Source organism: Synechocystis sp. PCC 6714, assembly GCF_000478825.2.
GTDB lineage: Bacteria > Cyanobacteriota > Cyanobacteriia > Cyanobacteriales > Microcystaceae > Synechocystis.
Genome location: NZ_CP007544.1, coordinates 12,754 through 26,565, shown reverse-complemented (window position 1 = coordinate 26,565; position 13,812 = coordinate 12,754). Strand labels below are relative to the sequence as shown.

Genomic DNA, 13,812 nt, shown 5'->3' with positions numbered 1-13,812 from the left:
TCCCTGCAATTCCCCCAAAGCTGAGTACAGTAAGAAATAAGTCCCTACCCTAGAGGTAAACAATGGACACAACAATGACAGTGGGTTTCTATCTCGGCGATCGCCTGCGGGCCTTTAATGTCAGCCATATCTTTGGGGTGCCGGGGGATTATGTGCTGGGGCTGATGGATGAATTGATTAATAGTCCTGTGGAATTAGTCTGCACCTGTAATGAGTTGAATGCGGGTTATGCGGCGGATGCCTATGGCCGAGTACGGGGCATGGGGGCAGTGTGTGTAACCTATGGCGTCGGGGCGTTTAGTTTGATCAATGCCGTAGTGGGGGCCTACGCTGAACGGGTGCCGTTGGTGGTGATTAGTGGTGCTCCGAGTCGGGCCAATCGTCGCTCCCATCTGATGTTGCACCATACGACGGGGGATTTGAATTTACAGTACAAAATTCTAGAGAAAGCCACGGTGATGGCAGTGGTAATCAATGATGTGAACCAAGCCGCCCAACAAATCGATCAAGCCCTGGCAGCCTGCGCCCATTATCGTCGTCCCGTTTACATTGAAATTCCCACGGATATTGCCCAGCAACCCTGTCCAGTTTCTGCTGCTCCCCCAGCGTTCGCTGAAACGTTAACTGATGTCGATGCCTGCGCTGAAGCCGTTCAAGAGGCGATCGCCCTATTAAGTCAGGCCAAGTCCCCTGTGATTTTAGCCGGGGTGGAATTTCATCGTTTTGACCTCGAAGATAAATTATTAAAACTCCTAGAAATTACGGGTTTTCCCATCGCTACTACGTTATTGGGTAAATCCTGTATTGCCGAAACCCATTCCCAATTTATCGGCACCTATGTTGGCGCTCTGAGTCGTCAAGCCGTCCATGAAACCGTAGAAAAAGCAGATTGTGTGCTTTGTTTAGGGGCGATTATGTCCGACATGAATTTAGGGGTTTACACCGCCAAACTCGAAGAACAACGCTTAATTAATGCCAATTCTGAAAAAGTCAAAATTAAACATCACTATTATCAACCAGTTTATTTAGGGGATTTTTTGGACGAACTTTGTCAACAGTGGCATAACTCCCCCCGCCAGAATTTAGACATTATCCCTGCCGCTTCTTTATTGTCAGAACCCCTCGCTCCCACTGCCGAGCAAAAATTAACCAATGCCTATTTTTACAAACGACTCAATCATTTTTTAACGGAGATGACAGATCCCCAATTAGTCATTTCTGATACGGGGGATGCCATTGTGGCTACGATGGATTTGATCATGCCCCAGGCCGCCGAATTTATTGGCCAAGCCTTCTACCTTTCCATTGGCTATTCCATTCCCGCTTGTTTAGGGGCCAGCTTGGCCGCCACGGATCGACGGGCGATCGCCATTGTGGGGGACGGGGCCTTCCAGATGACGGCCCAGGAATTATCCACCATTATTCGCCACCGGTTACACCCGATTATTTTCCTGATAAATAACGATGGCTACACCATTGAACGAGTCATTCAAGACAATGTTTACAACGACCTACAACCGTGGAAATATCATCAATTACCCCAGGTGTTTGGCGACTGTTGGAGTTGTGAAGTCCGCACGGAAACTGAGTTGGAAACAGCCCTAGAAAAAGCCTGTCACCATCTCTCTTCCCCAATTTTTATTGAAGTCCATCTAGATCGCTTTGATTGTTCCCAGGGGTTAAAACGATTGGGGGCGGCTTTGAAATCTATGAATAGTCATTAAAACAGAATAATTAGTAATAATTCTAATTCCTTGAGAAGCGGTTTCGGCACAAGCCCCTTAGCCACCGTTGATCTGGGCTTTGTAACCCCGTTTGAGCAAATAGGGGTCACGCCATAGAGTTCCCCGCAAGCAAAGTTTAGGGTTGTTCCTTCGGTGTTGAGCAATGATTTTTCCCCGCCGCCATACTGGCAAACCCTCTGGATTGGGGGAATATCAACTTTCAGGCTTATCTCTTGCTATCTTGCCCCCACTCGGGGGGCCGCCAGTCAGTGACTCTGGGCCTTAATAGTTAGCTTTCGTCCGGCGGGGGGGTGGGGAGGCAGTAAAAAAAGGGAGGGACGACGACCATAAAGTGCCGGGAATCATATCTGTTTTACTTTCTGGCAGGGGATTGATTTAAAAAACTTTAGTATTAGTTTGTCATATCTTCAGTCCACATTATTGGGGAAGCCATAGTCCAAGTTTTAGCCCTGTTGGGTGGCGTTATTGATGCTGATAATGTTTAACTTGATAGGTAATTAATCCCTATCCTAGTTTTGAAATGGAATTTATAGAGGTCAAAGGGGATGTAGATCCCACCAGGGCCCTCATATATTTGTGGGAGATCATCAATCTGAATGAACAAAATGAACAAGTGTTGTACAGGTATGTAGGTGAAGCTTCTCAGGGAGCAGATAGACCGCGTACGCACTATAGCCGTAATGTTAATAAGATCTTGCAGAAGCGCCCATACCGCAAAAGTAAGCCTGATGATTTTCGTGAAATCCATCGAAAAATGGCAGAGGCTATTAAAAACAATCACGCGATAAAACTTTCATTTCTCTGCAATGTGCAGGATAACGAAGATATCAATGATTTGGAGCGCAAGTGGCAGCAACACTATGGCTTACTGTAAAAGCAAACATAGTCTAACTTAGGTGATTTTTCGAGGTTTTTTAAACATTAATTGTCATAGGTCTTCTTCTTCTCCATCATCGTCAGAATTTTCTGCTTCATATTCGTCAATAATTTCTAAAATTTCATCAGTGCAATTAGGATGGGATTTGACTGCTTCAAGTATTTCTTCTGTATCCCAATCAAGATCTTCCATTATGTATTCACGAAATTTCTCAAAGGAATCTTCAGAACCATGCCAAATCTCTTCTTCTTCCAATTCAGCGGCTAATTTTTCATAATTATGGGTGGCGGCTAATGTAATTGTTTTTAGTATTTGACTTGTGGTTGATTGGTTTGTACAAAGATGATCAATGCAATCTTGACTGTAGATATAGGTATCATTATTAGTCTCTTCATTACGATAAAATAAGTGCTCCAAAACCACACCATTGTCTAGGCATAGTGCTATATCCCTTTTTGGAAATGTATCATCATAATTATAGGAACTTTCTACGTAACCAGCACCTAAAAAGTAAATAAGGTCGCACCAAAACTGAACTTGAAGTTTATCAAATAGGGAACTGTGACCTGATAAATATGATCCGTGATCATAAATGTAAGCTGTGGCACCAGGAATCAAATCTATTACAGTTATATCTTCGGACTCAGCATCACATTGAGGAGGTATTTCGACTTCTTCATACGCATATTGTCCATTTTGTTGATCTTGTTTTAAAAATTCACGAGCCCTGGCGTAAAGGTCAAAATAGCCACCAATGGAAGTAAGGGTATAGGGGCTAAATTGAATGTCATGGGGAGATGTACGAATAAGAGTTTTATCTCCAGATGGATCAGATAATTCAGGGTCTGAAGCTGTAGTAAAGAGTTCATAACCTACGAATTTGTAGAATTTGAAAAACTCTTCCTCTGATTCCCAATTTGATTTGGCAAGAATCCCGACAAATTTGCTTATATCATCCTCATTTACGCCTTGGTCTTCATCATCGCTACTTTTTTCAAAATCTGAAAAAGTATCGGAAACATCTCCATCTTGGCAAAGTATTTTTAGTTGTTCAATAGCAAATTCAGCAGTGAGAGCTTGGGTCGTCATTTTAGTTTCTTCGAGGTTAGGTTTCTGAACTAATTGATGTAGCTTAGCCGGGCTAATGGCAGATAAGGTTTTCACCCAGCTAGATTCATTGACGGTCAACTTCTTTGTTTGAGTCCATTTAACTGGTGATCGTCATTAAACCCCTAGTAAATTTTATCTGAATAGGGGTTTGAGTAGTAATGGAACCAAAATGCACGCCAAGCCTGAAATCCAATCACAGCAAGGCTTTTAAGTCTAGTTCATACTCGCCACACAAGTAAGACTTTTTCTGTTCACTCCCTGAATAAAGAGAGCTGACAATCGTTAGAAGAAAGTCTGACGATATACTAATTTGCACATATCCGCGATTTTCTATCTTCACTTGCGGCAAAACAAGAACCAGATACACGTACCCATCCCCCAAGGCTTGTGGAAGCTGTTCCATACTCCCATTCAATAAAATTAACTGAGCCAGAAGAGTCTCGACCAACCAGACATTTGTATGTTTTTACGGCTCGCCCGTCCCGGTATTCGGTGCATCTACTGGGTGAAGGTGCCTGCTGAGCCATCGCAGGCCACGAACAGGTCAAAAGGTAGCCGACTAGCAGAAAATTTTTACAGTGGTTGACCATTAAGAGGCCCTTGAGTACAAGTTTCTATACATCTTAACTCCTGCCTGCCTGCTGTCAAGTCTTAAAAATTACACACTATTAAATTCGTCGGCTTAACCCGCCTAAAAATCCTTAGAGTGCATTCCTGTTCCGTTACTACTCAGAGCCTTGAGACATTACCCTTCGCCCTGGCTGTCTGAATCAGTTTTCTGATTGGCTCTTTACTTTTATCACGCCCCATAATCTGAAACCTCGATAGATGTGGAAGAGTGACTAGTGAACAGCTATCAAATATATCCAAACCAGCAGAAATGCTTCCCCAGCCGACTAGCTCCTCACTGCTCAAAATTGGTGAACCCAACATTTTACAAATCGGCTCTCTCAGTTGAGTTTTACCTACAGCAACTATCATCTTAGGTTGTACATGTGCGATTATCCTGGCCCAGATACTAATGCCAAAATTTAGCGACTGTTTCTGATGAGGTAAATCATTCCAAGACGGGGAACGAAAAGGCACAAGCTGTCCGCTCAGAACACTATCGAACTCCCATTCTAATTCCATAAATAGTAATTGTATTTGAACTTGCAGCGGGGATTTCCCAGGGGCTGAATTTTTCCATCTTTCATATAGGTAAGGAGAGCCGTTTTCACAGCTTTCTCTGCTATCGGCGTGGGTAATTTTGTTTCCAGCGGGATTAATTGTAAGAAAAATATAATCTGTCTCCTTAGAGAGAGTCCTCTTTGGCGAGGTAAGAAACCTCCACCCTAATGAATGACCTAGTTTTGCGTACGTCTCGTCAATTTCACTTGCTAAGGCCTCGAATAGGAGATTTGGCATTTGTTCTATTTCTCGTTGCACGCTAACGGGGCGCGAGCGCTCGCCTAACTATTGATTATACGAAAATTTTACGTATAACACTCTTTAAGTAACGATATGTCGAGACTTTCGGGATATCACTCCATTTAGCCGTGATCGCCGGAAAATTTCCTAGTGAATCTAGTGTTGACCCATCGCCAATCCAACCCCTAATTATTCTGCTTTCTCCAATCCCAAGGGCGTTCTGCATTGCCATTAGTCCAAACTCCAGCTTTGTTGGCGATCGTTTACAACATTCTTAATGCACGGTGGTAATCCACGGTGCCATCAAATATAGACCCCACAGAAAGATGGGCTTTAGCCGGTCGGACTTTCCTGCCCATCAGTAACCAACAACAACTTCTGGCGATCGCCATTATGAATAAGCTCTAGGCGGCATACAAGGGACAACCATCATAGAGTTCTCCACAAGCAAGGTCTAGGGTTTTTCCTTTGGTGTTGAAGTAGTGAGTTTTCCCTGCCGCTCCGCTAGCTAACCCCGTGGGATGTTGTTTGGCAACGCCATCTTATTCTTCAAAGGCTTGCCTAAAACTCTTCAAGGGGTCACAACAGAAAAGGGAAAAAAACGTACGCTAAGGAAAATAGAGCAATAAAAAGGGATTCAAATCAATGGTTGTGTCATTTATAGTTGATTTAATTGAAAGTAAGACACTGACCGGAGCTAAAAGCCTCTTTGGTAAAGACCTTAGCCGTCTCAAGCTTACTTTGATTGACTATAAGGACGTTTCCAATTGAATACTGTCTATTTGCAAAAGGCTCTCCAGTTTCTTGAAGACTCTGGACAATCCATCCCTCCCCATTTATTGCAATATCTTTCCCCCCTCGGTTGGGAGCATATTGGCCTTACTGGTGACTATATTTGGAAGCCTGGCTAAATGCTAAAACTTTTTATTTATAGGCTTTCTTATTGCCAAATCTTGCTTAGCCTACGACTTTTCCCTTTTCTGTGGTGACCCCAATTAACACCATTTCTTCCTAAAGAAGTTTAGATAACCACATTGCTTCCTACAATGAGACCAGAAGGCAAGACTCCAATCAGGGTAGTCAGGGTAGTGTAGTTGAAGGCAGTCTGACTACCATCTGAGTCAATTTGCACCTGTGTACTCAATCCTGCGCGATTGAAGCGTAAATAACCATCGGCAACGGGATTTCCACGGGTGTAACCAAGATCTTTAAATAACTCGGTTAAAACTAACTGATCTTGGCTTCGATTGAAATCAAGGATTACGTCTGCCGCTTCGTTTAAGGCTTTGTAGAGAAACTGATCATTGCCAAATCCACCACTTAGTTTATCTGCTCCCCCTCCTCCCATCAGTACATCATCACCAAAGCCTCCGATGAGAATATCATTGCCTTCTCCGCCATTGAGGATATCGTTGCCAATACCTCCATCAAGATAGTCATGACCTTGACCACCATTTAGTGTGTCATTCCCGCCATTACCGAAAAGGATATCATTACCGCCAAAACCTCGAATTAATTCATTTTTTCGAGTTCCAAAAAGCAAATTAGCGGCATTATTGCCATCAATCTCGTTGATATTTGTGAGGGTGAGGGAGAAGTTAATGGAGTCTTCAAAAATAGAACCAATAGCCGGATCATCCACTTCCACAGTGACAGCAAAACTACTTTGGGTTTCAGAATCCAGATTGGTGCCTGCTTTGATAAACAATTCAGTACCGATAATTTCAAACAGCGCCGCATCGGCACCGGACAGGCTGAGGTTGTTGGTGCCTAAAGCATCATCGGTGATGATAATATCTGCTACTTTCACCGGATTAGTGGTGTCAGTATTTTCCTCCAAGGTGTTGACCTGGTTATCAAGGGCAATAGTTGGTAACTCATTGACATCTTGGAGGCTCAGATTGAACACCACCGTCGCATCGGGAGTTGTACCAATAGCGGGATCATCCACTTCCACGGTGACAGCAAAACTACTTTGGGTTTCAGAATTCAGATTGGTGCCTGCTTTGATAAACAATTCAGTACCGATAATTTCAAACAGCGCCGCATCAGCACCGGACAGGCTGAGGTTGTTGGTGCCTAAAGCATCATCGGTGATGATAATGTCTGCTACTTTCACCGGATTAGTGGTGTCAGTATTTTCCTCCAAGGTGTTGACCTGGTTATCAAGGGCAATAGTTGGTAACTCATTGACATCTTGGAGGCTCAGATTGAACACCACCGTCGCATCGGGAGTTGTACCAATAGCGGGATCATCCACTTCCACGGTGACAGAAAAACTACTTTGGGTTTCAGAATCCAGATTGGTGCCTGCTTTGATAAACAATTCAGTACCGATAATTTCAAACAGCGCCGCATCGGCACCGGACAGGCTGAGGTTGTTGGTGCCTAAAGCATCATCGGTGATGATAATATCTGCTACTTTCACCGGATTAGTGGTGTCAGTATTTTCCTCCAAGGTGTTGACCTGGTTATCAAGGGCAATAGTTGGTAACTCATTGACATCTTGGAGGCTCAGATTGAACACCACCGTCGCATCGGGAGTTGTACCAATAGCGGGATCATCCACTTCCACGGTGACAGAAAAACTACTTTGGGTTTCAGAATCCAGATTGGTGCCTGCTTTGATAAACAATTCAGTACCGATAATTTCAAACAGCGCCGCATCGGCACCGGACAGGCTGAGGTTGTTGGTGCCTAAAGCATCATCGGTGATGATAATATCTGCTACTTTCACCGGATTAGTGGTGTCAGTATTTTCCTCCAAGGTGTTGACCTGGTTATCAAGGGCAATAGTTGGTAACTCATTGACATCTTGGAGGCTCAGATTGAACACCACCGTCGCATCGGGAGTTGTACCAATAGCGGGATCATCCACTTCCACGGTGACAGAAAAACTACTTTGGGTTTCAGAATTCAGATTGGTGCCTGCTTTGATAAACAATTCAGTACCGATAATTTCAAACAGCGCCGCATCGGCACCGGACAGGCTGAGGTTGTTGGTGCCTAAAGCATCATCGGTGATGATAATATCTGCTACTTTCACCGGATTAGTGGTGTCAGTATTTTCCGCTAGGTTGGCATTGGGAACGCTAACGGCGGTGGGGGCTTGATTCACATAAATTTGGACATCGTTTCCTGTGCCGATATTGGCTAAGGAAGGGTTGGCAGCGTCGCCCTTGTAGGTGATGAGGAGATTGTAGGTGCTCTGGGTGCTGACGATCGCCCCTTCTGCTAACCCGGCGAAGATTCCCGTGACGGCGTCGCTACCGTCATTGTCAATCAGAGTATAAAAACCGTTAAAAGCGGGGACAAAGTTGGTGAGGTCGAGATTGAGGTTTGAACCAGCTAGATCTACCTCGCCAGTAAGATCAATAGTATCAAAACGACTAAGGACTGAGTTGTAGTCAATGTTGATAGTGTCGTTTAGGTAGAGCTTAGTTGCTGTGACGTTGATGGTCGCACCAATGGTAGTTGCGCCGACGGTTGCGTCGTCATCATGGTTGATCAAGACATTGCCCGCGGTAGTAAGGCTGGCGGTATCCGCAAGATTAATGGCGCTGGACAATAAGTTGATGTTACCCGTGGCGCTGGTAATTACCGTGCCGCTCAGCAAATTAATGCCAAAGTTAGCGCCGCTGGCTGTTCCATTCAGGTTAATCGCGCCGCTATCGCTCTGAATTTTGGAGCCTGCGTTTTCCAGCCTGATGCCATCGCTGTTGGCGCCACTGCCACCCGTACCTTGAATGGTAATGGTGGCGGCAGTCGCTCCGGTTCCCGTTGAAGTAATTTCTCCGCCACCAAACAATAAAACGCCGGTGTTATTATTTGTGCCGGAGCCGCCGGTCCCGGTGACGTTAATGGCGCCATCCGCGGAGGTGATCCGACTGCCGGCGCTTTGAAGGAGAACGCCGTAATTGCTAGTGCCGGAAGCGGTAGTCGAGCCTTGACCTGTGATATTAATTTGGGCGGCATTGGCTTCTGTTCCTGTAGAGGAAATCGTGCCGCCCCCTTCTACCGAAACACCACGATTATTCCCGCCTGTACCTCCTCCCGTACCTGTGATCGTAATGTCACCGTCATTAGATGTGATAGAACTACTTGCCCCCGTGACTTGTACTCCATAATTGGTGTCCACACCATTTCCGCTACCTTGGCCAGTGATATCAATAGTGGCGTTTCCTATCGATTTGACTTGCCCTCCGCCAGTGATACGAACTCCCAAATTCTCACTTCGATTACTTCCCCCTGTACCCGTAATGGAAATTGAACCGTCTTGAGCGGTTACTTGACTATTAGTATTCTCTACGCGAACACCATCATTTCCATTTCCTGTCCCACTTTTTGAACCTTGTCCGATCAGAACAATTGTGCCATTCACGGTATTGGTTACTTTTGCTTCTGAAACGACGGCAATACCAATACTGGTTCCACCTTGACTATCGGCTGTACCTTTGAGAGCGATCGCACCTGTTGCGCTAGTGATTTCTCCTCCACCGGAGAGCAAAATGCCACTATTAAAACCGTTTCCTGTTCCTCCCTTACCTTCAATGTCAATCGTCCCATTCACAGAAGTAATTTTGCTATTCGTTCCCTCAATGCGAATCCCGTAGTTCCCCGTGCCCGTACCGGATAACGAACCTTGACCTGTGATGGTAATTGTCGCGCTATCAGCAGAAATTACTTGCCCGCCATTGACGACATGAACACCATACCTTTCGCTACTAGCGCCGTTGGCGGTGCCACTGAGTTCGATCGCGCCTTGACTCGATGTGATTTGGCCATTGTCAACGACAATACCCCGGTAATCAATCCCCGTGATTTCGCCTTTGGCTGTGAGCTTGATATTTCCCTGGGTGGTATTTAAACTCGAACCACTGATTAAGTTGATGGCTTGTCCGGTGGTCCAGTTTACATCCCCATTTTCGCCCGTATCATTGGTTGTAATATTGGCAGTGCCAGCGACATTGATATTTTGGATGTTAGTAATATTAAACCGATTACTGTGGGGATTGACGTTAATATTGACCGTATCGCCATTGGTATCGCCACTGCCATTCAGGATTAGATCTCCGACAAAACCAGAGCTAATACCGTTGAGATTGAAAGTGTTGGCACCTGTTGCTCCTCCATTGATAGTTAAAGACTGGGAAGGATTGTTAAAGGTGGTGATTTCTCCGGCGGTGGAGTCAACGGTGGTTTGGGTGGCACTGGCGCCGGTGAGGGTAATGGTTTCAGCCGTTGCGCTGTAATTGAGGATGACGTTGGTCGCTGTCACACTAGCGGTGATCGGTTCTAAGCCGGTGTAGGTAATGACCTTCCCATCCAAATTAATACTGCCGTTGTTTTCGTTGGTGTAGTTATAAGTAGTATTAGTAAAACTGCCACCTGTCAAAACTAACTTATCGCCGTTGGCAGAGGTTGTTTGGGTGCCGCCATTAAAGGTTAATCCCCCTGTGGGAATCGGATTTGCTCCCCCGGAAAAATCTACGGTCAGGGTGTCATCGCCGCCGAGGGTATTGGTCAGGATACTGCCAGAGAAACTGCTGAGGGGGATGGCGACGGTATTGGTTCCATTACCTGTGGCTCCGGCGATCGCCGTCCTAATCACTTTGCCGCTCGCGTCGGTAATAGTTAGAAAAGTTCCGTTGGAGGAAAGGGTTAAGGTGTCGTCTGTATCGACTTGGTCAGTAATCACCAAATTACCGGCGCTGTCCACTGTAATTACCGTCTGTGCTGGGCTTTCTAGCTCAAAAGCGCCGATGTCTACTCCCGCGCCCTGGGAACGAGCCGCGCCCCGTTGGTCGGTGGTTAAATTATTGGGATTACTGCCGGCATCAATGGCGGGAGAGCCGGGTAACAGCGCAAGGGTTTGGGTGGGGCCGCCGTTATTTTGTAACGACCCTAGCAGGGGGTCTTCACCGATGATGTTATCGATATCCGTTCCATTGATAGTTTTTTCTTCACCGAGACTAGGATTAACATCCTCCTCAATCAGGCTCTTGGTCGCATTGATCGTTCCTAAACTTCGTAAAAGATCATTTCCATTACTTGCTGTGTTGTTGGCGACAATGACGCTGGTTAGAGAAGTTGTCCCACGGTTGAAAATCCCGCCGCCTTGGGAGGTAGCAGAGTTGCCACTGATAGTACTGTTGGCGACCGTTGCTGTTCCACTGTTGCTGTTGAAAATCCCGCCGCCTTGGAAATTAGCAGAGTTGCCACTGATGGTGCTGTTGGCGACCGTCGCTGTCCCAATGTTGTGAATCCCGCCGCCCAACTCGGCAGAGTTGCCACTAATGGTACTGTTGGTGACTGTCGCTGTTCCACTCTTGTCGTTGAAAACCCCGCCGCCTAAGTTGGCAGAGTTGCCACTGATGGTACTGTTGGCGACTGTCGCTGTTCCACCGTCTTCGTTGAAAATCCCGCCGCCGATTAAGGTAGCAGAGTTGTCACTGATAGTACTGTTGGCGACTGTCGCTATTCCACCGTCGTCGTTGAAAATCCCGCCGCCGATGAGGGCAGAGTTGCCAGTGAGGGTAATGTTACTGAGGCTCAGATTTTCTTGGTTAAAAATCCCTCCTCCATAGTAATTATTTCCGCTATTTCCGCCGGTGATAGTAAGAGAGTTCAGCGTCACCTGAGCGAGGTTGCTTCCGTTGCTGTCGTCAATCAAGAAAACTCGACTGTTGTTGTTGCCGCTGATGGTAATATCGGCGCGGTTGTCGCCGTTAATGTCTCCATTAATGGTTAGGGACCTATTAATTAATAGTTCTGTGCCATTCAGGGTAATCGTTCCCCCGGTCAGACTATTGGCGAAGGTAATTGTCCCGCCGTCGACAATCAGAGCTAGGGCCTCCCGCAGAGATAGATCCCCCGCCAAAAAGTTCCCGTCGTTTTCATCTACCAGGGTATCCACCACCAACTCACTAAAAAATTCAAAGGCGCCGATGTCCACTCCCGCGCCTTGGGAACGAGCTGCGCCCCGTTGGTCGGTGGTTAAGTTATTGGGATTACTGCCAGCGTTTATGGCGGGAGAGCCGGGTAACAGCGCAAGGGTTTGGGTGGGGCCGCCGTTATTTTGTAACGGCCCTAGCAGGGGATCTTGTCCCGTAATGTTGTTGCTCTTAGTTCCATTGATTCGGTCAGCGTTATTCTCAATCAAGCTATTGATCGCATTGATCGTTCCTGAACCTGAACTTCGTAAAAGATCATTGCCATTATTACTTGCTGTGTTGTTGGCGACAATGACACTGGTTAGAGAAGTTGTTGCTACACCATTGTTGTAAATCCCGCCGCCGAAGCTGGCAAAGTTACCACTGATAGTACTGTTAGCGATTGTCGCTGTTCCACCTTCGTCGTTGAAAATCCCGCCGCCGAAGGCGGCAGAGTTACCACTGATAGTATTGTTACTGAGGCTAAGATTTTCTTTGTTAAAAATCCCGCCGCCGCTTTCGTCAGCAGAGTTGCCATTGAGGGTACTGTTGGCGATCGTCGCTGTCCCGTTGTTGTAAATCCCGCCCCCTCGGAAGGCAGAGTTATCAGTGAGGGTAATGTTACTAAGGCTCAGATTTTCTTGGTTAAAAATCCCTCCTCCATAGTAATTATTTCCGCCGGTGATAGTAAGAGAGTTCAACATCACCTGAGCGAGTTTGCTCTCATTACCGTCGTCAATCAAGAAGACTCGACTGGCGTTGTTGCCGCTAATCGTTAATAAATTGGCGCCCAGGCCTTGAATCGTCACACTATCCGTAATCTTTAGCTCACCAGAGATCAAGGTAATCTTGTCGGGCGTTCCATCGGTGAAGACTGAGCCAGTAAAAGTAATGGTATCAGCCCCAGCGTTGGCGTTGGCGTCGATGATGGCCTGACGGAGACTCCCAGCGCCGTTATCGTTCGTATTGGTAACGGTAAAAGTCGCCGCTTCCACAGCAACTGGTTCCCCGGCTACCCAAATCGTGAATTGATCAGGTTGAGCCTTGAGGCTTTCTAAGTCCAGCTCGCTCAGTTCAACGCCCAACACCAGCGCCGCGAAAATTTCTCCCTCGTCTCCCGGACTATCCTCGGCATTAATCAACCTGTCCACATAGTGCCCAATTTCTTCCAACAGAACGGCGTTTAACGCCTCCAGCGACGCAGTGGCGAGAAAAGAATCCGCCAGATAGATCGTATTGTTACTAACGGCGTAGGCGCCCCTCGCAAAACTTAAAACATCAGCGCTAAGAACTTGAACTGACGGTAAATCGCCGAAGTCCTCCTCTTGCCACTGGCGCTGAAGCTGGGTCGCTCGATCCGGATCGTGGCGATCGCCAAAAGCAGTATTGAGAATTGTCCAATAGTCCGGGGACTGGGCGACAGCATTTAACTGCTCGTAAACTAGACCGAGAGCAACAGAGAGATTCATAAATGCCAAGAGTGCTAATGCTGGTTGTTCACAATGCAGACATGAAATAAAAAACTTGTCAGTAGAAATATTTATGCTTTCACTTAAATGACCTTACCGATTAAACCCTTAGTAATCATAGCCTCATCTTTAAAAAATTCGCACCGATAGTGCAGAATTTCTTATGATAGCTAGATAACAATTATAGGAAACATAAGAAATTTCCACTAGTACTGGAATTAACTATACTTGCCCATATCTCTGCAACCCTTTGCGCCCCAACGGCTAGC

The 13,812-nt window shown here is 46.2% G+C and carries 4 protein-coding genes and 1 pseudogene; 3 read left to right on the top strand and 2 right to left on the bottom strand.

Features of this window, described 5'->3' with window-relative positions:
• Nucleotides 1–62 precede the first annotated feature (62 nt).
• Together D082_RS16595 and D082_RS16590 are read left to right on the top strand one after the other, a co-directional pair.
• Nucleotides 63–1,724 carry an alpha-keto acid decarboxylase family protein gene (locus tag D082_RS16595; RefSeq protein ID WP_028946717.1) on the top strand — a complete coding sequence of 554 codons (1,662 nt, stop codon included), beginning with the start codon at nucleotides 63–65 and terminating at the stop codon, nucleotides 1,722–1,724.
• Between the two features lie 541 nt (nucleotides 1,725–2,265).
• Nucleotides 2,266–2,619, top strand: a complete 354-nt coding sequence (locus D082_RS16590; RefSeq protein WP_028946718.1) for a hypothetical protein — start codon at nucleotides 2,266–2,268, stop codon at nucleotides 2,617–2,619.
• A gap of 54 nt (nucleotides 2,620–2,673) precedes the next feature.
• On the opposite strand, the gene D082_RS16585 is transcribed toward D082_RS16590, so the two are convergent.
• A complete protein-coding gene (locus D082_RS16585) occupies nucleotides 2,674–3,711 on the bottom strand; it encodes a hypothetical protein (RefSeq protein WP_028946719.1) in 1,038 nt (345 codons plus the stop codon).
• A gap of 2,201 nt (nucleotides 3,712–5,912) precedes the next feature.
• Between D082_RS16585 and D082_RS19490 the strand changes: the two are divergent.
• Nucleotides 5,913–6,053, top strand: a pseudogene (locus D082_RS19490) (Tn3 family transposase); the annotation flags it as partial.
• A 110-nt stretch (nucleotides 6,054–6,163) separates the two neighbouring features.
• Here the strand turns inward: D082_RS19490 and D082_RS16570 are convergent.
• Nucleotides 6,164–13,543: a choice-of-anchor Q domain-containing protein gene (locus D082_RS16570; protein WP_040122998.1), complete on the bottom strand. Its 7,380-nt coding sequence runs from the start codon at nucleotides 13,541–13,543 to the stop codon at nucleotides 6,164–6,166.
• Between the last annotated feature and the right edge of the window lie 269 nt (nucleotides 13,544–13,812).

Coding starts and splice junctions, on each gene's coding strand:
- D082_RS16595 (WP_028946717.1), top strand. CDS start 63: ATGGACACAACAATGACAGTGGGTTTCTATCTCGGCGATCGCCTGCGG.
- D082_RS16590 (WP_028946718.1), top strand. CDS start 2,266: ATGGAATTTATAGAGGTCAAAGGGGATGTAGATCCCACCAGGGCCCTC.
- D082_RS16585 (WP_028946719.1), bottom strand. CDS start 3,711: ATGACGACCCAAGCTCTCACTGCTGAATTTGCTATTGAACAACTAAAA.
- D082_RS16570 (WP_040122998.1), bottom strand. CDS start 13,543: ATGAATCTCTCTGTTGCTCTCGGTCTAGTTTACGAGCAGTTAAATGCT.